Raw genomic sequence first — 20344 nt, 5'->3', positions numbered from 1 at the left:
TGGGTCACAACCATTGGTTGTGACGCAACCCACTGTTTTTGTTTAAATTTCGTTGAACTGCGTGTTCAGACTGAACCTCGGCTGGGGCGCATCGAAAATAGTCGTCGAAGTGCTTGAACCCCCTCGCCGGCAGGCGTAGGGTCGATTGTCCGGGTCGCCTTCCGCGCCCCGGACGATTGGAGGGCCGGGCCGATGAACCGAGGGCACGCACCACAGCAGTCTGCAGTCCGGGCAGTTCCGGGTGCGCCTGCAGGTACGTCCGAGGCAATGGTTCTGCGCTCCACCCGAAAGCAACGCCCCGTGCCGCAAGGCCGGGGCGTTCTTGTTTCTGTTAGACAGCGATAGGAGGTTCATCATGTTTGAAGGTCAGCCCCAGAGCGAGATCGACGCACGCCGGCAGCGTGATCCGGAATTCAAGGCGCTTTACGAACGGCACCAGAAGTTGAACAAGAAGTGCATGGATGCCGAGCTGGGCGTACTTCCGATCGATGGTCTCACCCTGGGCCGGATGAAGCGTGAGAAGCTGCTGGCCAAGCAGAAGCTGGAACGGATGTACCACTCCCCCATGCATTGACGCCCTTGTGTGCCGGCCAGCGGCCGGCACTGCCACCCAACGCCGCGGGCGGCGTCCGATTCCTCGTCGACGGGCGCCGTCCGCGTCGCTCCGGCCCAGCCGGGGCGGCAGCGGTGTACCGCCCGCCGGCCTGCGCCGGCCTCCGGTCACGCCCTTACCTGACTTTCTACGCCAACCGTCGGATAATCACCGGTCCGGCCGCATTGCGGCGCGAATCGACGTGAACCGATGGCAATCCACTCCTCCGTACTCGACCTCATTGGCCAGACCCCGATCGTCAAGGCCCAGCGCCTGGACACCGGCGTCTGCGAGCTGTACCTGAAGCTCGAAAGCGCCAATCCCGGAGGATCGATCAAGGACCGCATCGGCCTGTCGATGATCGAAGCGGCTGAAAAGCGCGGCGAACTCAAGCCCGGCGCGACCCTGGTCGAAGGCACCGCCGGCAACACCGGGCTGGGCCTGGCCCTGGTCGCCCAGCAGAAGGGCTACAAGCTGATCCTGGTGGTGCCCGACAAGATGAGCCGCGAGAAGATCTTCAATCTCAAGGCGATGGGCGCCGAAGTGCGGCTGACCCGTTCGGACGTGGCCAAGGGCCATCCGGAGTACTACCAGGACATGGCCAAGCGCGTGGCCGAGGAAACTCCAGGCGCGTACTTCATCAACCAGTTCGGCAACCCGGACAACCCGGCCGCGCATGAATTCGGCACCGGCCCGGAGATCCTGGCGCAGATGGGCGGCGAGCTGGACGCGGTGGTATTCGGCTGCGGCAGCTCGGGCACCATGACCGGCCTGTCGCGCGCCTTCGCCACCGCCTCGCCGAACACCGAACTGGTGCTGGCCGATCCGGTCGGCTCGATCCTGGCCGAGTACATCAACGACGGCGTACTCAACGACAAGTCCGGCAGCTGGCTGGTGGAAGGCATCGGCGAGGACTTCCTGCCCTCGATCGCCGATTTCAGCCGGGTCACCAAGGCCTATGCGATCAGCGATGCCGAAAGCTTCCATACCGCGCGCGAGCTGCTGGGCAAGGAGGGCATCCTCGGCGGTTCCTCCACCGGCACCCTGCTGGCGGCGGCGCTGAAGTACTGCAAGGAGCAGACCACCCCCAAGAAGGTGCTGGTGCTGGTCTGCGACACCGGCAACAAGTACCTGTCCAAGATGTACAACGACTACTGGATGCTGGACAACGGCTTCCTGGAGCGCCCGCAGAGCGGCGACCTGCGCGACCTGATCCTGCGCCCGTACGGCCAGCGCGACACCGTCGTGATCGGACCGAACGACCTGCTGACCACCGCCTACCAGCGCATGAAGCTGTACGACGTGTCCCAGCTGCCGGTGATGGACGGCGACCAGCTGGTCGGCATCGTCGACGAAAGCGACGTGCTGCTGCACGTCTATGGCGATGAAACCCGCTTCCGCGATACGGTCGCCACCGCGATGGTCAGCAAGCTGGACCGGCTGGACGTCAAATCGCCGATCGAGGCCCTGCTGCCGGTGTTCGACCGCGGCCAGGTCGCCATCGTCATGGACGGCGGCACGTTCCTGGGCCTGATCACCCGCATCGACCTGCTGAACTACCTGCGCCGGCGCGTGCAGTAGGCCGGCAACGGCCCGCGCGCCGCGCTGAACTCCCGTTTATCCGCGTCAACGGCTGATTAAGCCAGCGCTGATAGACTTCCGCTCCTTTTGCGGGGGCCCCGATAGGGGCTCTCCATTGCTGGGAAACAACATGTCCGACCACGCATCCTCCGGGCACGGCAACCGTGCGCTCGCCCTGGCCACCCTGGCCATCCACGGCGGCCAGTCGCCGGACCCGAGCACCGGCGCGGTGATGCCGCCGATCTACGCGACCTCGACCTACGCCCAGTCCAGCCCCGGCGAACACCAGGGCTTTGAATACTCGCGCACCCACAATCCCACCCGCTTCGCCTACGAGCGTTGCGTGGCCTCCCTGGAAGGCGGCAGCCGCGGCTTCGCGTTCGCCTCGGGCATGGCCGCCAGCTCCACCGTGATGGAGCTGCTGGACGCCGGCAGCCACGTGGTGGCGATGGATGACATCTACGGCGGCACCTTCCGGCTGTTCGAGCGCGTGCGCAAGCGCACCGCCAACCTGCAGTTCAGCTTCGTCGACCTGACCGACCTGGCCGCGTTCGAGGCCTCGATCACCGCGCAGACCAAAATGGTCTGGATCGAAACCCCGACCAACCCGATGCTGAAGATCGTCGACATCGCCGCGGTGGCCGCCATCGCCAAGCGCCATGGCCTGATCGTGGTGGTCGACAACACCTTCGCCTCGCCGATGCTGCAGCGCCCGCTGGAACTGGGCGCCGACCTGGTCCTGCATTCGGCCACCAAGTACCTCAACGGGCACTCGGACATGGTCGGCGGCATGGTGGTGGCCGGCGACAACGCCGAGCTGGCCGAGCAGATGGCCTTCCTGCAGAACTCCATCGGCGCCGTCCAGGGCCCGTTCGACAGCTTCCTGGCCCTGCGCGGCCTGAAGACCCTGCCGCTGCGCATGAAGGCCCACTGCGCCAACGCGCTGGCCCTGGCGCAGTGGCTGGACAAGCACCCGGCCGTGGAAAAGGTGATCTACCCCGGCCTGGCCTCGCACCCGCAGCATGAACTGGCCACGCGCCAGATGAACGGCTACGGCGGCATCGTCTCGATCGTGCTCAAGGGCGGCTTCGACGCGGCCAAGCGCTTCTGCGAGAAGACCGAACTGTTCACCCTGGCCGAATCGCTCGGTGGCGTGGAAAGCCTGGTCAACCACCCGGCGGTGATGACCCATGCCTCTATCCCGGTGGAGCGCCGCGAGAAGCTGGGCATCAGCGATGCGCTGGTACGGCTGAGCGTGGGCGTGGAAGAGCTGGGGGACCTGCAGGTGGATCTGGAGCAGGCTCTGGTGGGGAATCCCTGATCAATGCAGAAGCATGCCAATCTGCTCTTCCTTTTCCGCCAATTGCTGGGGCGTGAACTGGCGGCCCGTTATCGGACGACCACGCTGGGCGTGCTGTGGCTGGTGCTGCAGCCGGTACTGATGCTCTGTGTTTACACCTTGGTGTTCAGCGGCGTCTTCAACGCGCGTTGGGCGGGGGCTGAATCCACTGGTGATTTCGCGCTGATGCTCTTCGCTGGACTGGTGCCGTTCACCCTATTGTCCGAGGTGCTGGTCACTGCCCCCGGGATTATCGCCGGCCAGCCCAACTTCGTGAAGAAGGTGGTGTTTCCGCTGCCCATACTTTCGATGGTGAAAGTTGCTGCCGCGATGACGACTGCCGGTGTAGGCCTGCTGATTCTGCTGGTCGCGCAGACTTGGCAATCTGGCTTGCCTTCGGCTTGGGCGCTCACCGCGCCGTTGATCCTGCTTGAGATGACGCCCATGTTGCTGGCAATTGCCTGGTCGTTGTCCGCGCTGGGCGTGTATCTGCGCGACATTGGCCAGTTTGTCGGCATTCTGAGCAGCGTGCTGCTGTTTCTCAGCCCGATCTTCTTTCCGGCCAAGGCCATGCCTGCCGCCGTCGCCGGCGTAATCCACTTCAATCCGTTGGTGACCCCGATCGAACAGCTGCGTGCAGTCACAGTGCAGAACTCGCCGCCTGACCTGATTGCGCTGCTGCCCCACTTTACGCTGTCGGTCGTCTTCGCCCTGGTTTCCTACGCGCTCTTCCGTCGCCTTTCCCGCGGCTTCTCGGACGTCCTATGAACAGCATGCTTACCGCTGACGCGCCGCCCCTTGCCGACGCGGCGATCGAGGTCCTGAATGTAACCAAGGATTACCCGGTCTACGCCAGCCCGCGTGAGCGTCTGATGTCGCTGCTGCGGCCCTCTGGTGACCGTGCCAGTCGAACCTTCCGTGCCCTGGACGGCGTCAACCTGATCGTGCCTCGGGGCGAGACGGTGGGCATCATTGGTCGCAATGGGGCAGGTAAATCGACGTTGCTGCAGATACTGTGTGGCACCGTCCGGCCGACCTCGGGGTCGGTGAATATCCGTGGTCGCTTCGCGGCGCTGCTTGAACTCGGCGCGGGTTTCAATCCGGATTTCTCCGGGCGCGACAACGTCTATTTGAGTGCTTCGCTGCTCGGTTTGAGCCGGAAGGAAGTGGACGACAAGCTGGAGTCGATCATCGCTTTCGCCGATATCGGCGATTTTTTCGACCGCCCCGTCAAAACATATTCCAGCGGAATGTACGTGCGCTTGGCGTTTTCTGTTGCCATCCACACCGAGCCCGATGTACTGATCATCGACGAGGCGCTATCGGTGGGTGACATCCGCTTCCAGATGAAGTGCCTGGCCAGAATCGAGCAGATCCGCGCACGCGGTGCTACCATTTTGTTCGTTTCACACTCGTTGGAGCAGGTTAAGCGCTTCTGCCAGACCGCCTTGTGGCTGGAAGGCGGCAAGGTCAAGCTGCATGGTGAGGCGAGTTTTGTCGCCGATCGCTTCCGCGACTACGAATTGGGTCGCGAACAGGCGGCCGAAGCAGCGAGCGAGGCGTGCAGAGCGCCACGCCCGGACAGCATCCCCGCGCATCTTGAAACGGTAGGGTTGAGCACCGACATGCTTGCCCCGTTTGAGCCGTTAAGCGTGGATATCACCTACACGGTGGTTGACGATACGGTGCAAGGCCTGTTGCTTGGCGTAGCGATTAAAGGGATGGATGGCCTGCACATTTTCGGCCCTAATACCTACCTGGAGCGCGTCCAGATACCTGTGTCGCGCGGATCGCACCGCGTCACTTATCACATTCCCTCGATGACACTGCTCACTGGCACATATCGCGTCGACGTCGGCCTGTTCACCGATAAGGGTCTGGTTTGCCTGGACTACCTGTCCGAAGCCAGTGTGTTCACTGTGGCTGCGCCGTACTTCAGTGAAGGCGTGGTCTATATACCTCATGAGTGGAAGGTCCATGACGTCGATGCTTCTTGATATCCCGTTCGACCACTATCAGCGTTACGCTGCGGCCGCTCACCTGCTCCAGGCACTGGAGCTCGAAGCACCAAGCGTGTTGGAAGTCGGCGCCAATCGGCAACGCCTGTTGGGCCAGTTCCTGCCGCGAGCGACGTTTCTGTACACAGACCTGCATGTCGAAGGCGACGAGAGGGACTTCGTGGTCGCCGACGCCACCGCATTGCCGTTTGCCGAGCAGCAGTTCGACGCAGTGGTGTCCCTGGATGTACTTGAACACATCCCCGCAGCGCTGCGCACGCGCGCGATCGCGGAGATGGCGCGGGTTGCTGGTCGTGCCGTGATCGTCGGTTTCCCGCCGCAGCGCCCGTGGGTAGAACAGGCCGAGGAAGAGGCCAATGGACGCTGGCATGAACTTTTCGGTGAAGACTACGTCTGGCTGCAGGAACACAAGGAATTCGGCTTGGTCGAGACGTCCGAAGTCGTGCAGACGTTCGAAGCGGCCGGCATGGAAGTACTGCGTTTTGGCCAGGGGAATGCCAGTTTGTGGGCAAGCCTGATGGGGGCTCACTTCATCAAGGTGAAGTTCCCTGAGCTGGAGCCGCTGGTGGAGGCTGCAGACCGTCTGTACAACAGCCGCGTGTTTGCCGGAGACCACAGTGACGAGCCGTACCGTGAGTACTACGTCGCCGTGCGCCGCGACGCCGATGCCGCACGCCTGCGTGCCGATCCGCCGTTCCAGGCCAGGTCCGACGCCGAAGCCACGGCCTTGCTTAACGGGCTGGCCAGTGGCCTACGCGCACTGGCACTGCGCGCCCACAACGCCGAATGCGAGTGGGAGTCCACCGCCCGGATGCTCGACGCCTATATCGCAGACCTGGCGGTCGCCAAGCGCGAGTGGGGCGCCACGGCCGAATATGTGCACCAACTTCAGGCCGCCAAGGACCAGGGCGATGTTGACTGGCAGGCGCGCGATGCCGCCAGTCAAGTGGTACTGCAGCGCGCGCAGGAGGAACTCAGGGAGCTCGGCGAGGTAGTCGCAAAGCGTGAGAGCGAGCTGGCCCAGGCCGATGAGCGCCTGCAGCGCGAGCGCGAACAGCAGGCACAGGTGCGACGCGACCTGGAACGCAAGCTTGAGGATGATGCAGTCGCCTATGCGCGCTCGCGCAGGAGATGGGCGTTGCTGATGCTGGCATTGACCATTGGCGGCCTGCTGGCCGGCTACCTTGCCGCACAGGCCACGTTGTGAGCCGGGCGGCGATGGTGCGCGACCTTGCCTCGATCCAGAAGGGAGATATCTAATGCTGTCCAAGCTGCGTAACGTGTTCAAAGCAATTTACTGGAGCGTTCGCCGTGCGCGGGGCCAAGGTGCTTCCGCAGGAAGCATTCTCTCCGTGCTTGCCCGTGCCTCACGCAAGGGGCCGCGCCATCTGGTGCGTGCGATCCTGGTCTATGCCAGCGGCCCGCAGGCCCCCGCCGTTGCGCTTGAGCCGGATATCTACGCGCAATGGCTGGCCGACCAGCCGCGAGTGCCGGTACCCGCCGATGCCGGGCTGATCAGCGTGGTGATGCCGGTATGCAACACACCGGAGGACTTCCTGCGCGAAGCGATTGCCAGCGTACGGCAGCAGAGCTACCGGAACTGGGAGATTTGCATTCATGACGATGCCTCCGACCAGCCGCACGTTGCGGCGGTCCTTGCGGAACTGCAGCGCGAGATCCCTACCCTTCGGGTGACCCGTTCACTGCAGCGGAGTGGCATCGCTGCGACCACAAATGCAGCGTTGGCCCAGGCGAGCGGTCGCTGGGTGACCTTCCTGGACCACGACGATCTGCTAGAGCCGGACGCGTTGGCGGCGGTGGTGGAATGTCATCTTCGTACCGGCGCGGACATCGTCTACACCGACCACGATATGCTTGGCGATGACGGTCGGTTGCGTAATCCATATTTCAAGCCGGACTGGAACCACGACCTGTTCATGGCGCAGATGTACCTGGGTCATCTGGTCAGCTTCGAACGCCTTTTGATCCAGCGCCACGGTGGCCTGGACAGCACATGCGATGGTTCTCAGGACTATGACCTGGTGTTGCGTTGTGTAGCTGATGGTGCAAGCGTTGCACACGTGCCGCGCGTGCTGTACCACTGGCGTGCCCACGCTGGCTCGACTGCGGCCAACGCTGGTTCCAAGCCCTATGCCCATGATGCTGGTAAGCGTGCAATCCAGCGCCATGTTGATGTGCTGTACCCCGGCGCGCAGGTGGATGATGGCAAACAGTTGTTCTGCTATGACGTCCGCTTTCCGGTAGCGGCACCGGTACCGATGGCCAGCATTATCATCCCGACTCGCGACGGTCTGGACTTGCTGCGTACCTGCGTGGAGTCCTTGATCGCCACGACCGAGTATCCAGCCTACGAGATCATCGTCGTTGACAATGGTTCCACCAAGCCCGAGACCCAGGCGTGGTTGGAGGAAATGTCGCGTCGTGAAGACTTCCGCGTCATCGATGCCAACGTGCCGTTCAACTGGTCGGCTCTGAACAACTTGGCCGCTGCCCAGGCCCGCGGTGAAGTACTGGTGTTCCTCAACAACGACACAGAGATCATCGAGCAAAATTGGCTACGCCGCTTGGTCGAGAACGCATTGCGCCGGGACGTCGGTGTATGTGGCCCGCTGCTGCTGTACGGGGATCGGACTATTCAGCATGCCGGCGTGGTTGTCGGCATGGGGGGCTGGGCCGACCACGTCTTCAAGGGCGAAGTGCCACAGCACAACCAGAACCTGTTCGTGTCGCCGGTGCTGCAGCGCCAGGTTCTGGCCGTTACCGGCGCGTGCATGGCCATCGCGCGCAGCAAATTCGAGAAGATCGGCGGGTTCGACGAATCGTTCATCGTCTGCGGTAGCGACGTTGAGCTGTGCCTGCGTGCCTATGCCGCTGGTTTCCACACGGTGTACGTAGCCCAAGCCTCGATGATCCATCACGAATCCAAGACCCGCGATCCGCGTTCCATCCCTCAGAGTGATTTCGTACGCTCGGCGCAGGCATATTCGCCCTACCGTGAAGAAGGCGATCCGTTCTATAGCCCAAATCTGGATTACATGGCGTCCTCACCGCGACTGAATCGGAGGCAAGGATGAGGCGCTTTGCTTCGCTGCTGCGTCGAGTTGCAGGCCGCCTGGAAGCTGGCGGCCCGGTCAGCGTCTCTCCGGTAACCAGCGTGGGAGAGATTACCCCTTGCACTGCGCGGCGTGATCCGTGGCAGGGTAAACGCCTGAACTTGGTGCTGCCCTCGATCAACCGTCGGCACTATTTCGGCGGCATCCACACCGCCGTGTTGATCTACCGCGAACTGTGCCGTTTTTTCCCTGCTTCGCGCATCATCCTGGTGGACAGCGAGCCGGACGAGGAGGCTCTGTCGCGCTTCCATGATCACAGCCTTGTGCCTGCTGATACCACGTCCGACACGTCGCGCCAGATCGTTCCTTTCAGTGACCGTTATGGCAAGACCTTGCCCGTCGCTGGCGACGATATCTGGGTGGCTACCGCCTGGTGGACTGCATATGCGGCACAGCGTCTGTCGGCCTGGCAGGGGACGCACGGCGGTGTGGACCGTCCAGTGGTTTACCTGATCCAGGATTTTGAGCCCGGATTCTATGCCTGGTCTAGTCAGTACGCCCTTTCATCGAGTACATACCGTTGCGATCGAGACATTGCGATCTTCAATACCCGGTTGCTCGCTGATTTCTTCGCTCATCATGGCATGAATTATGCAACCGCCAGCGTGTTCGAGCCGGTGCTGCATGATGGCCTGCGCGACGCGTTGGCTAATGCGCGCATCGATACCACCGCGCGCGAACGTCGCATGGTGGTCTATGCGCGTCCCGGCACCCCGCGCAATGCCTTCGAACTGATCTGCGAGGGTCTGCGCATGTGGGGCTGGACGGATCAGCGTTCGGCGCAGTGGCAGGTGGTCGCCCCGGGCGAAATAGAATGTGATTTGGAGCTCGGGCCGTTCAAGCTCAAGGCGCTGGGCAAGCTGGACATCGATGCATACGCCAAGCTGCTCTCAACCTCATCGATAGGGCTGTCGTTGATGGTGTCCCCGCATCCGAGCTACCCGCCGCTGGAGATGGCGGCATTCGGCATGTCGGTACTGACCAATCGTTATGACAACAAACGGCTGGACGAGAGCGTGGCCAATATCCACTCGTTGGAGTCAATGACGCCCGAGGCGATCTGCGCAGGGCTGCATGCGCTGGTTGACGCATGCGAGGCGCGCGAAATGGCTGCTGCACCGGTTGCAGGGCCGGATCATCCTCTGCTGGCCGAGGGTAGCTTCGATACTATCGCGGCTGGCGTGGCGCGGGCGTTTACGTAGTCGCATCAATCAGCTCTGGTGCAGAGGGATTGAACGGAGAACATGCATTGGAAGTGTTGAAAGCACACGCCCGCAGCAAGTTGTGGTTGTTCCTGCTCTATCTGGTAGCGGTGGCCTTGTTTGCCCAGACGCGCTGGCAGTTCGAGTTCATATTGCTGCTTACGGTTTCGCTGCTGACGATGGCGCTGATTGGGCATCGGCTGATTGCCTGGTTGGGCGTATTGCCGCGTTCCGGTGTGCCGCTGGTCTTTTTCAGTGCGTTGCTGGGGCAGTTCATCCTGGTGGTGGTGTGGTTGTTATGCAGCCCGCTGACCTACGCATGGACGCGGGGGCTCGGCCTGCCGCTGGCAATGCCATTGCTGGTAGTGAGCGTGGCTACCGTGGCGGCGTGGGGGCTGCTGAGGAAGCCACAAGGCGTTGCTTGTGGTGCGTCCGAGACAACATCGGTCCTGGCGTGGGTGCCAGTGGTGCTTGGTGGGCTGGTCTGCCTGAAGCTGGCTTCGTACTACTCCATGCGCGCTGGCAGCCTGGGGCTGGATACTCACCAGCACATCGCGTTCAGCCTGGACCTGTTTCGGGCCGGGTATCCGAAGCTGAGTGCGGGCAACACCGACTGGCTGGAAAAGTACCCGAAGATGCTTCACCTGCTTACGTCCTTGTGGGCGTGGCCTGCACTGGGCCACCACATGGGCCCGTTCCTAAAGGTGCAACCTGTATTGCAGGCGACCCTGGCTCTGTTTGCACTGCTCGAACTGATGTGTTGCTCGCTGCGGCGATCTCTGGTTGATCAGCGCTTGCAGGTCGCCTTTGCCGCGGTGCTGTCATTGCTGTGGTGCTATGTGATGGTGCGTGGAACGGCGTACCTATATCCCGTAGTAGACCTTAACAGCACCGGGCGGCTGGCAGGCTTTGGTGTACTGCTGGCACCGACTTTGTGCGCTTTGCTGTGCTGGCTAACGCCGGCCCGGGCAACTCAGCTGCTGGCATGGACGCTCTTTGCGTTCGCCGGTGCAATGGCTGCCAAACTAAATCCATCGCTGGTGATCGGTTATGCCAGCTATGCAGCGCCGCTGTTCGCCGTGGTGATGTTGTTGCCGTGGTGGAGAACCGGAACCATTGGCGGGCGACTTGGCTGGCCGTTGCTCGGGATGCTTGCTGGCAGTCTTCTCGGTGGCCTGCTGTTGGCATGTGATCCCTACTACCTTCAACTGCTGGCTGAAGTGAGCCCCGCAGTTCATCATTTCGTGGAACACACCCTCGGCCTCCGAGTGTTGGAGACATCGCACGATATCAGCTCGGCAAGCGGAGGCGTCACACGCTTGTGGGAAGTTTTGCGTTGGGAGCTATGGTACGGCCCGCAGCCGACGCTGTGGGACCAGTGGCTGCCCGCTACAGCACAGATATTCAGCTCCAAACTGCTGTGGGTAACGCGTGCGGCCGCAGTGCTGTCGCTGTTACTCAGCCTGGCGTTCATGGTGCTTATACCGTTCAAGAGTCGTCAGCGTAGCGGATTCGTGCTGATTTTCGTCCTACAGCTCGGGGCGCTGTTGGCGGTGCTGGTGGCGCTGCGGTCCTCCAACGTCATCTCATTGGTACTGGGCCACGAAACCCTACAGGCCAGCCTTCTCAGCACGTATACCCAACGTTATGTGGATTTGATCGCTATGTACAGCGTGCCGATTCACTGGCTTCTATTGAGTGCCGCTGCGGCGCTTGGGTGGGACACGCTGCGATCCCTGAGGCCCGCAGCGCTTCCGGCAGTAGGAACGCAGCGCTGGTCGACATGGGGGCTGCTGTTGATTCTGCTCGTCTGCGCTATAGCTATCCGCAGGATTGATGTACGGGGCCCGCCGCCCAAGAGCATGGGCTGGACCCTGCCGGTTACGGAGAAGAAGGTCCGACAATTTCGAGCCGCCGAGGCAAGACTGCCAGAAGACGCTGTGGTCCTGGCGCCCGCCTACAGCAAGGTGCTCAATGGCCGCGAAGACTGGGTCTTGCCGGCTGGGGAGATCGCTTCCTACCTGCCATTCGGTTCACGCGACTATCTCTTCAACGTACGCTTAGGAAGCGGCTATGCACTGCAGGCGCGCGACCTTGACGCCGCGTTCTGCCACGCCTCGCGCGCCGATGCACGTGCGTTGCTGCGTCGCCATGGCATCACCCATATCGTCGCCACCCGGGGCAGTGCCGGGGCACCGCTGTTTGACCGGGAATACTGTTCGCTGAGCTATCGAGACCTGGGCATCTGGGGCAGTGAGGTGTCCGAGGGCCCAGATAACATCGTCTTCTACCGTATCCTTCCCTGAATGATGATCTGTCGAGACATGCCGATGAGTTCCCCTCCGACTGCCCCCGCCCGCCCGTCCCGCGTTGCCGTCGTCATCCCCTGCTACAAGGTGACCCGGCACATCTTGGGGGTGATCGCGGCCGTTGGGCCGGAAATCACCGCCATCTACTGCATCGACGATGCCTGTCCCGAATCGTCCGCAGACCTGATCGAGCGCCATAGCAACGATCCACGGGTAAAAGTGGTTCGCCGCGCGGAGAACGGCGGCGTGGGCGCGGCGGTACTCACCGGCTATGCGCACGCGGTGGCGGATGGCATGGACGTCATGGTCAAGATCGACGGCGATGGCCAGATGGATCCTGCCCTGCTCCCGCACTTCATCAATCCCATTCTGCGTGGCGAGGCCGACTACACCAAAGGTAACCGCTTCTGGGATCTCACCCAGATCCGCCAGATGCCCTGGATCCGCCGGATAGGCAACCTGGGCCTTTCGTTCCTGGCAAAGGCCTCCACCGGTTACTGGGATACATTCGATCCGACGAACGGTTACACGGCCATCCACGCACGCGTGGCCGAGCGCCTGCCGGTGGACGCCATCAGCAAGCGCTACTTTTTCGAAACCGATGTGCTGTTCCGGCTGAACACTATGCGTGCGGTGGTGGCGGATGTGCCAATGGACGCGCGCTACGGTGACGAGGAAAGCAACCTTAGCATTGGAAAAGTACTGGGCGAGTTCGCTGTGAAGCATTTGCGCAATCTGCTCAAGCGCATCACCTACAACTACTACTTGCGAGACCTGTCGATCGCGTCATTCGAGCTGGTTGCCGCAGCCATGCTTCTCGTGGGTGGTGCCGCCTACGGCGGCTGGCACTGGTGGCAAGCCGCCTCGGAGAATCTACCCTCGCCGGTAGGAACGGTCGTGCTGCCCGCGATCGCCTTGGTCAGCGGCCTGCAGTTTCTGCTCGCCTTCATTGGCTACGACATCGCCGCCGTGCCGCGCCGGGCTTTGCATGGTTCACTCATGCCGCTGCGGTGAGCGATTCCAGAAAGGAGGGCGCATTGCTCCCTCCCCCCATCTGCGGCTGCTGATGGTGCCTCAGGCATCGTGCGGATTGGGTCTATGGGCCGCCGCGCCTTCGCCTACTGATAGTTGAAGGCGCCACTGCAGATACCCGGAATTACCACTTTCATCGGTCCCGGCGTCAACGCCGAGCGCGGCGCATACAGCTTGAATGGAGCGCCGAAGTCCTTATTGCCGGGCGCCCTTTCCGGCACGGCAAGGACACCGCGGCCGATAATCCTGTCCTGTGCATCCAACAGATACAACGTGCTCAGGCTATTGCCCAGGCGCTCGTCTACCAAGCCGCCCTGGAGGCGCGACCACTTTTCGGAATGTGGGAGATCGGTGGTTACCGGGGGGACCACCCCGCAACCTGCAGCAGGCGCGTCCCGGTAAATCTTGCCGATACTGTTGGAAGCGTCGCGGATCCACGGATTGGCGAAGATGGACAAGTCCTGCGCAGCGGCCTTGTGTGCGATCTCCAATACGCGTGGAGAGTCGGGGTAGGTCCACATGATCTGCTCGTCATCGCGGGCACCCATCTCCAATGCCAAGGCAGCGGTAACCTTCTCAAAATCGGCGAGCTGATTGTGCTTGATGGCGCTCAACTGCAAGGGCAGGAAGGCCAGCGGAAAGAAAAGCAACACGCTCGCCCAGCGTCCGCGCGCCCAGGCAAACCGGCCCGATAGGCGGGCGCCGCCCAATATGAGGATGCAGCCGATGACAAGCAAGGCAGGGGTCGTATAACGACTGGCAACAGCACTCTCAAGTCCGAAAATCACCCGGCTCGTGGAAACCGCGGCGGCCGACGCTCCAAGGTAGGCCAGGAACAGGCCGATCACCAGTTCCAAGTCCACCGATACCCGCCGCCGCAGCAACGCAGTCGAGCCCAGGAATGCGGCCAGTACTGTGATCACACCGCCGCATGCGGCGGCAAGCGGCACATTGGGGGCAGCCTCTGGCACAAGGTGCGCGAATGGACTGCCAAGGTAAGAGAACAGGAACCACACCACGCCTCGCGGCTGGCCCTTCAGGATCGTTGCCAACGAATTCCCGCCCGGTGAAACATAGCCATGGAAGTAAAAGCCACCGACAGCAATGGCGACGAGCAGCGCCACCGCACACCGCTTCCAGCTTTGACGGCCAATTAAACAGCCAGCGAGGACTAGCCAAGAGGCAACAACACCGTTGGCCATACTGCCTGCAGCAAGTACGGCAACGCACAAGCTTGCCGCAAACCACCAGGATCGATGTCGTCCTGGTATGCCGGAGCGCCATAGCAACACTAGGCTCGCCAGGGGCATTAGCTGGGCCAGAAAGAACTGGCTTTGGAAGCCCCATGTAAGGTTGTTTTCCTGGGTCCAAAGATAGGTCAGGGTAAGAATCACCGCAGCGATGATCCGCATGCTGGTCGTTGCCGGAACGGCGATACGCAGCCCGCACCATGCTAAAAGCGTAAACGTTGCAGCCGCCAGCACGTAGTTGGTAACCAGCAAGAACACCGCCTGGCCACCGAAGTACTGAAGGTCGAGGAAGAACAGGATCCGCGCCAGTATGATGCGGTGCTCGTTATGTTGTGCCCACCAGGCTGATGGGTCCGTCTGCTGATTCATGTAGAAGCCCAGCGACCCGTCCCACATATCCCAGAACGGAACCGGGCTGTGCGCACGGATGCCAGCGATGATGCCGAACACCGCGTAGACCAGGGCCAGCGCCAGTCCGACACTGACCAGCGGATTGTCCTTGATGTAACCGATCGCGCCCTTGAAGGGGACGGTGGGCGGGCTGGGCGTCATGGACGTGGCTCCTTGGTTTGCTTGAAGGTGAAATGCTTGTGACCGAAGTAGCTCACAACTGCCGGTGCCGCGATTCCCAACGCATGCGCGATTGTCTCAGGATGGGAGGTCATACCCAGCCAGGGGAAGACGTAGTGGGTGAATAACAGACTGATCAGCAACGTTTGCAGCAGTGCAAGCATGTTCACCGTCACGAACCAGAACACCTGATAGACGAGGGGCTTGTCGGCATCCTTGAACACGAAGGCGCGATTGAGCAGGAAGGCGGTGGCCATGCCGACCATGTAGGCAAGCACGATTGACGGCACGTAGCCCATTGCATGGCTCAAGCCGATGCGCGAGCAGAAATTGGCAAGCGCGGCCAGCCCGCTGGCGGCGACAAACAGCATGAAGCGACGGTCGATCATGAGAGGAAAGAGCCAGCGAGATGGGACGTCATGGGATGTGTGCACTTGGCCCGCATTCAAGGATGTGGCTTTGGAGGGAGGTCATCACTACGGAGTTCGTTGTCGAAAAGGCTGCCTTTGACCAACTGCCTGCATGCATCAGCAGACAATGGCGAATGCCAGACCAGACTCAGATAGCCGGCAAGATGAATGGGTATTCCCTCGGCAGACGATTCGTTGGTACACCGCCGAACTTCATCTCGCCAATCCAGCCGTTCATGAGTCCGTTGCCCATTCTGGAAGGTATGCGGAATCGGCGCCAGCAACAGTACGATCAGTAGCATGCGCGCGATTCCACGCGCTTCAACCATGAGTTGAATCAGTAGCCAGCTTACGAAGATGTATGGATAGAAGAAGTAGCGCGGCCCGCCCCTGAACGGATCCAATGAATCCACCGGTACACGCCCGGCGCTCGCTACGACGGATAGGACCAGGCAGGCGGCCACCAGCGTGATGACCAGTCCGTTACGGTGTCGCTGTGCCAAGCCGTAGACGGCTGCGATGAGCAAGACAGCAATACCAATTCCATAGGCGAGCGCGGGTGAGCCCGAATCGGGCGACCACCAAAAGTAGTTCCCTACGAACTTTCCGAGGAGACTCGGAATGCCAGGAAGCTGGTGCGGTTCCGCTCCGCGCTGTGTGTTAATCAATACCAGGGTAGCCTGCACGACGGCGAGCACGCCAGCCACGGCGGCCATGGCCCACTCGGAGCGCTGGCGAAGCCAGATCGCACGCGCTAGGTAGAGCGGTGCCAAAAAAACAATAAACGGTGATGAAAGTGCGCCCACCACCAGAAGGGGCGCGCGACGGCGCAATGAAGGATCACACCGTTCATCCCAGAAAATCGGCACCACGGCCAGGAGCGAACCCCACCATAGAGCATAGGCAGACGTGGTAAATACTTCGGGGTCGGTAGGTACGGCAAGCACGGCAATTGCGCAGAGAACGGGTGCGCGCAGTCTGGTCGGCGACATGGCGATAAACAGAATCACTACGACCGTAAACAGCGCGCACAACGCCAGGCTTATCTCTGGTAACCAGCGGAAGGAAGCACTGAGAGCGATCGCATTGATCAGCTTGTTCGGAAGGAGAATGTAGCCGGCAACGGGCTCAAACAATGTCTGCCAGCCGTACTTGACGAAATGGGGCAGTAGATCCCTGCCGTCCTCAACCCAAATATATGGATTGCTCCATTGCGACGGCCGTCTGAGCACCAAAGCAACGATGGTGACGACCGAAACGGCGAAGGCCACAATCACCGAGCGAGTACGCGTACGTGCGGGTTGATCTGCAAGCGGGGGGGCAACCCGCCAGATGAACGGATACAGCACAGAGAGTAGAAGGAGCGCGATGCTCACGGGCATCCATCCACCATTGCCGGATCCGATACCGACCCCTATCCATCCAAAGCCCTCTTTGGAGTTATCAGTAACAGTCAAGGTGCTCTGCTGGGAATGGAGCGCTTCCGGCAGCCCAATGGTCCACGGCACCCACTGATCGCCCGCACGAGGCAGTGCCACGGGATACCTGCTTCCATCTGCTCCAATGAGCGCCGCGCTTATCCCGGGGGTGTCCCCATATCCAGCGATCTCCACCCTCATCGACTCGGTACCCGGCGGAATCGGCCCGACCACCAGTTCAGCGACATCGGCGTTATGCTCGTCGCAGAACGAAATCGCGCGCGGCGATGCCGACTTTGCCTGCTTGAGGAATGGCGACAGCACCTGCGAGCAACCCCCGCTGATCTGTCCGTGATATTGCCTGTCCGTCAGACCAACGGCTGCAACCACCACGGCGGCTAACAATAAGAAGACGCGTGCTCGGGTCGAGCCCTGCCGCAGTAGTGCGCGCGGTCGCTGGTCTGCTCGCATGGAGGATGAATATCCTGGTAAGGAGGAAAGAAGACTCAGACGCTCGCCATTTCGGCCAGGCGGGTACCGACGGCCAGGCTTTCATTGATCGAGCGATCCTCCGGGTAGTAGTAGGCCGTGTCGGCCATGTAGAAGCCTTCCAGCGGCGTCTTCATCGGCGGCAGCATATCCTGGAAGCCCGGCGGGCAGATGGTCTGCGCGAACTCATAGCGATGGCAATGCGTCGCGCGGATCCACTCGGGCTTGAACGCCGGATTGATCATCGGCAGGTAGCTGATGACTTCATCGATCAGCTGCTGATTGGTCCACTGCCACTTCGGGTGCGTCTTCGGCATGTAGTAGGGCGCGTACACGATGTGCTCGCCCGGCCCCCTGCCCGGATTGAGGTTGCTGTACTCGATAAGGCCCGGAATGGCAATGCGGTCATCGCTGATGTTCATCCAGAAGTTCTCGCTGACCGGCTGCGACAGCTTCAGAATCACGCAGGCTACGGGAATGTTCTCGATTGCAGCGACCTGGTCGGCGAATGCCTGCGGCAGGCCCGGGACGAGCCTGGGCACGTACTGGATGGGCGCGGTGGAGACCACCTTGTCGCAGGCGGTGTGACCGCCCGGCGTGCGGATGCCGGTGACCTTGCCACCTTCAGAGGTGACTTCGTCGATCGGCTGGCCGAGCAGGATGTTTCCGCCCAGTCGCTTCACTTCGGCAGCCATCCGCTCCAGCAGCACGGCCGAACCGCCGTCCAGGTAACCCATGCTTTCGTTGAACAGGTTGCGCCGCGACAGCGCCACGCGCTTGATGCGGGTGCCGATCCACGACGCCGAGAGCTTGTTCTGGTACTCGAAGAACTTAAGCGCGAACGCCTTCTCCCACATCACCTTGTAGGCCTTCGGGCCGATCCAGCGGGTGATCCAGTCGCGCGCATTCTCCTTGTCCAGCGCCGCCCAGTCCTTGATGCCCTTGGTGTGCATCACGTGCAGCGCATAGCGGACCTTGTCGATCAGGCCCAGGTGCGGGAAGCCAAGCAGCGCGAAGGGCGTGCCCCACTTGTGCAGCTTGCCTTCGTAGTAGTAGCCCATCTTGGTGTCTGTCCAATGCAGGCGGTCAGACAGCTTCATCTCATCGAGCAGCTTGAACAGCGGGTAATCGGTCTTGCAGATGAAGTGGTAGTAGCGCTCGATGCGCAGGCCATCGAAATCGAAATCGGCCGACATCCCGCCGATTCGATCATCGCGCTCGTAGATGTCGACCTTGTGGCCCTGCTTGAGCAGCTCCAGCGCTGCCATGAGCCCCATGGGGCCGCTGCCGATGATGGCGAAATTGGTCATTGGAATGTCGTCCGTTTATCTGTGGGGTCAGCGCTGGAGCACGATGTGACTGTAGCGAGGATCGGTATAGCTTTCGCGGATGGCGGCTTCGAACGGGGTCTGGCGAACGCCGAACACGGCTTCGGTATCGACGCCCTTGAAGTCATCCCCGGCGCTGAGTGCCTTCAGCTGGTCCGCGGTAAACGGCGGCTTGTTGCTGAACAGCGAGTAGGTGCGGAGCAGGAATGCGAAGAAACCGATCGGGATGTGCACGATCAACGTCCGCAGGTTTTTGACCCGCTTGATGGTGCGGATGATGTCCACGTAATCCACGCGGGTATCGCCGACGATGTCGAACACCTGGCCATCGGGCTCGGTCTCGATGCACTTGGCGATGCAACGGCAGAAGTCGCGCTCGTACAGTGGCTGGCGCATGAAGCGGCCGTCGCCGGGGATCGGGAAGACCGGCGTGCGCGCCATGAAGCGCGACAGCCAGCCCAGGTGCTTGGGATCGAACCAGCCGAACATCAGCGTGGGCCGCAGCACGCAGTGGCGTTGGCCGCTGGCCGCTACCATCGCTTCCTGCTCGCGCTTGGTGTGGGTGTAATCATCCTTGGCTACCGAGTTCACCACCGAGGAGCTGATGTGGACCATGTAGGGCACATTGGCCGCCTTGCAGGCGGCCAGTACACGCTCGGTGGCGGTCAGGTTGTTGCGCACGAACAGGTCGGTAGTTTTACCGGTGATCTGTGCGTGCAGCTGTACCACCAGGCGAGCGCCGTCGAATACGGAAGTCCAGTCGCCCGGTTCGGCAAGATCGGCCAGCACCGTCTTCACGTCCGGGTGCAGCTTGCGCAGTATCTCGAGGTTGTGAGCATGCTTGTCGATGGCCACCAGCTGGGTATAGCCCTGCTGCTTCAGCTCGACGATGAGGTTCTGCCCCACCAAGCCTGCAGCGCCGGTCAGGACAATCTTGTCATTCTTCTGTGCCATGGACGAACTCGAGTACCAGTAATGAAGAATCAGCCGGGCTTGTAGGCGACGACCAGGGCCTGCTTGCCCAGAATGTGCCAGGCCAGTGGAATACGCAGGTAAAGGGAAACCAGCCATGGCGCCTGCGGCAGCCGGCTTTTGGTGGTGTAGGGCAGGAATCTAGGGATCACTACCCGCGGCTCAAGGCCGGCCATCAGCACGCCTTCGACCAGGCTGCGGTCGCTCAGCGCGGTGTGGTGGTCGAAATAGTCCCAGTACTCGTCGTACAGGAAGCGGATGTTGGGTTGCAGGATGATCGCCCGGCCACCGGGTTTGAGCATGCGTGCGCTCTCGCGCAGCGTCTGCAACACCAGGTCCTTGGTCGGCAGGTGCTCAAGGAAGTTGCTCATGAATACCGCATCGACGCTGCCGCTCGGAATGGAGCTGACCTCCGTGCACGATTCGTTGATTATCTCGATGCCGCCTGCGGCGAACCTGCGGACGTCGGGGTTGAGGTCGACGGCGATCTTGCGGCCGGCCGGAATGTTGTTGATGAATTCGCAGTAGCCCGCGCCGATGTCTACGACGGTGTCGCCGGGATTGATGAAACGGTTGAAGTACTGTGTGCACAGTACCTTCCAGATGCGGTTCTTGTTCGCCAGTTCCTCTTTCGGGAACCGGTACTGATAGAGAACGTCAAGATCGTGATCGATATCCGGCATCGCAACATGTCCATTTC

General features: G+C 61.5%; 16 protein-coding genes and 1 pseudogene. 11 read left to right on the top strand and 6 right to left on the bottom strand.

Annotated elements, in window-relative coordinates:
- The first annotated feature begins 355 nt into the window (after positions 1–355).
- The 11 genes and pseudogenes from IC535_RS04595 (at position 356) to IC535_RS04550 (ending at position 13189) form a co-directional block, all read left to right on the top strand.
- Positions 356–574, top strand: a complete 219-nt coding sequence (locus IC535_RS04595) for a YdcH family protein (protein WP_228885734.1) — start codon at positions 356–358, stop codon at positions 572–574.
- Positions 575–802: 228 nt separating this feature from the next.
- The gene (locus IC535_RS04590) at positions 803–2173 is read left to right on the top strand and encodes a pyridoxal-phosphate dependent enzyme (protein WP_228885733.1); all 1371 of its coding nucleotides are present in this window, start codon (positions 803–805) and stop codon (positions 2171–2173) included.
- Between the two features lie 130 nt (positions 2174–2303).
- Entirely contained in the window at positions 2304–3494 is a 1191-nt protein-coding gene (locus tag IC535_RS04585; protein ID WP_228885732.1) for a cystathionine gamma-synthase, read from the top strand.
- A gap of 3 nt (positions 3495–3497) precedes the next feature.
- Entirely contained in the window at positions 3498–4280 is a 783-nt protein-coding gene (locus tag IC535_RS04580; protein ID WP_228885731.1) for an ABC transporter permease, read from the top strand.
- Positions 4277–5509 carry an ABC transporter ATP-binding protein gene (locus IC535_RS04575; RefSeq protein ID WP_306433072.1) on the top strand — a complete coding sequence of 411 codons (1233 nt, stop codon included), beginning with the start codon at positions 4277–4279 and terminating at the stop codon, positions 5507–5509. Before IC535_RS04580 ends, IC535_RS04575 begins: the two co-directional genes overlap by 4 nt.
- A pseudogene (locus IC535_RS18770) lies at positions 5475–5756 on the top strand (wsae); the annotation flags it as partial. The gene IC535_RS04575 and the pseudogene IC535_RS18770, both read left to right, overlap by 35 nt.
- A 48-nt stretch (positions 5757–5804) precedes the next feature.
- Positions 5805–6737, top strand: coding sequence for a wsae (locus IC535_RS04570; protein ID WP_306433079.1), 933 nt, complete (start codon positions 5805–5807; stop codon positions 6735–6737).
- A 52-nt stretch (positions 6738–6789) separates the two neighbouring features.
- Positions 6790–8625 carry a glycosyltransferase family 2 protein gene (locus IC535_RS04565; RefSeq protein WP_228885729.1) on the top strand — a complete coding sequence of 612 codons (1836 nt, stop codon included), beginning with the start codon at positions 6790–6792 and terminating at the stop codon, positions 8623–8625.
- A 140-nt stretch (positions 8626–8765) separates the two neighbouring features.
- Positions 8766–9866 (top strand): hypothetical protein, encoded by a 1101-nt coding sequence (locus IC535_RS04560; RefSeq protein ID WP_228885836.1) that lies wholly within the window; start codon positions 8766–8768, stop codon positions 9864–9866.
- Between the two features lie 29 nt (positions 9867–9895).
- Positions 9896–12172, top strand: coding sequence for a hypothetical protein (locus IC535_RS04555; RefSeq protein WP_228885728.1), 2277 nt, complete (start codon positions 9896–9898; stop codon positions 12170–12172).
- A gap of 24 nt (positions 12173–12196) precedes the next feature.
- Positions 12197–13189: a glycosyltransferase family 2 protein gene (locus tag IC535_RS04550; RefSeq protein ID WP_228885727.1), complete on the top strand. Its 993-nt coding sequence runs from the start codon at positions 12197–12199 to the stop codon at positions 13187–13189.
- Positions 13190–13293: 104 nt separating this feature from the next.
- Here the strand turns inward: IC535_RS04550 and IC535_RS04545 are convergent, their stop codons facing one another.
- Genes IC535_RS04545 through IC535_RS04520 form a run of 6 tightly spaced genes read right to left on the bottom strand, consistent with a single transcriptional unit; the run spans position 13294 to position 20327 of the window.
- Positions 13294–15009 (bottom strand): hypothetical protein, encoded by a 1716-nt coding sequence (locus tag IC535_RS04545; RefSeq protein ID WP_228885726.1) that lies wholly within the window; start codon positions 15007–15009, stop codon positions 13294–13296.
- Complete coding sequence (locus IC535_RS04540; protein ID WP_228885725.1) at positions 15006–15416, bottom strand: GtrA family protein; 411 nt, start codon at positions 15414–15416, stop codon at positions 15006–15008. The genes IC535_RS04545 and IC535_RS04540 overlap by 4 nt, the downstream gene beginning before the upstream one ends.
- Positions 15417–15472: 56 nt before the next feature.
- Positions 15473–17326, bottom strand: a complete 1854-nt coding sequence (locus IC535_RS04535; RefSeq protein WP_228885724.1) for a hypothetical protein — start codon at positions 17324–17326, stop codon at positions 15473–15475.
- Positions 17327–17361: 35 nt separating this feature from the next.
- The gene (locus IC535_RS04530; protein WP_228885723.1) at positions 17362–18654 is read right to left on the bottom strand and encodes an NAD(P)/FAD-dependent oxidoreductase; all 1293 of its coding nucleotides are present in this window, start codon (positions 18652–18654) and stop codon (positions 17362–17364) included.
- 27 nt (positions 18655–18681) lie between these two features.
- Positions 18682–19626, bottom strand: coding sequence for an NAD-dependent epimerase/dehydratase family protein (locus IC535_RS04525; protein WP_228885722.1), 945 nt, complete (start codon positions 19624–19626; stop codon positions 18682–18684).
- A gap of 29 nt (positions 19627–19655) precedes the next feature.
- A complete protein-coding gene (locus IC535_RS04520; protein WP_228885721.1) occupies positions 19656–20327 on the bottom strand; it encodes a class I SAM-dependent methyltransferase in 672 nt (223 codons plus the stop codon).
- Between the last annotated feature and the right edge of the window lie 17 nt (positions 20328–20344).

The sequence above is a fragment of the Stenotrophomonas rhizophila genome, assembly GCF_020857975.1.
GTDB lineage: Bacteria > Pseudomonadota > Gammaproteobacteria > Xanthomonadales > Xanthomonadaceae > Stenotrophomonas > Stenotrophomonas rhizophila_C.
The sequence above is the reverse complement of the archived record's forward strand: the minus strand, read 5'-3'. Positions and strand labels throughout refer to the sequence as shown.

What these genes read in the sequence shown, in the direction of transcription:
- IC535_RS04595 (WP_228885734.1), top strand. Translation starts at nt 356, where the DNA reads ATGTTTGAAGGTCAGCCCCAGAGCGAGATCGACGCACGCCGGCAGCGT.
- IC535_RS04590 (WP_228885733.1), top strand. Translation starts at nt 803, where the DNA reads ATGGCAATCCACTCCTCCGTACTCGACCTCATTGGCCAGACCCCGATC.
- IC535_RS04585 (WP_228885732.1), top strand. Translation starts at nt 2,304, where the DNA reads ATGTCCGACCACGCATCCTCCGGGCACGGCAACCGTGCGCTCGCCCTG.
- IC535_RS04580 (WP_228885731.1), top strand. Translation starts at nt 3,498, where the DNA reads ATGCAGAAGCATGCCAATCTGCTCTTCCTTTTCCGCCAATTGCTGGGG.
- IC535_RS04575 (WP_306433072.1), top strand. Translation starts at nt 4,277, where the DNA reads ATGAACAGCATGCTTACCGCTGACGCGCCGCCCCTTGCCGACGCGGCG.
- IC535_RS04570 (WP_306433079.1), top strand. Translation starts at nt 5,805, where the DNA reads ATGGCGCGGGTTGCTGGTCGTGCCGTGATCGTCGGTTTCCCGCCGCAG.
- IC535_RS04565 (WP_228885729.1), top strand. Translation starts at nt 6,790, where the DNA reads ATGCTGTCCAAGCTGCGTAACGTGTTCAAAGCAATTTACTGGAGCGTT.
- IC535_RS04550 (WP_228885727.1), top strand. Translation starts at nt 12,197, where the DNA reads ATGAGTTCCCCTCCGACTGCCCCCGCCCGCCCGTCCCGCGTTGCCGTC.
- IC535_RS04545 (WP_228885726.1), bottom strand. Translation starts at nt 15,009, where the DNA reads ATGACGCCCAGCCCGCCCACCGTCCCCTTCAAGGGCGCGATCGGTTAC.
- IC535_RS04540 (WP_228885725.1), bottom strand. Translation starts at nt 15,416, where the DNA reads ATGATCGACCGTCGCTTCATGCTGTTTGTCGCCGCCAGCGGGCTGGCC.
- IC535_RS04535 (WP_228885724.1), bottom strand. Translation starts at nt 17,326, where the DNA reads ATGCGAGCAGACCAGCGACCGCGCGCACTACTGCGGCAGGGCTCGACC.
- IC535_RS04530 (WP_228885723.1), bottom strand. Translation starts at nt 18,654, where the DNA reads ATGACCAATTTCGCCATCATCGGCAGCGGCCCCATGGGGCTCATGGCA.
- IC535_RS04525 (WP_228885722.1), bottom strand. Translation starts at nt 19,626, where the DNA reads ATGGCACAGAAGAATGACAAGATTGTCCTGACCGGCGCTGCAGGCTTG.
- IC535_RS04520 (WP_228885721.1), bottom strand. Translation starts at nt 20,327, where the DNA reads ATGCCGGATATCGATCACGATCTTGACGTTCTCTATCAGTACCGGTTC.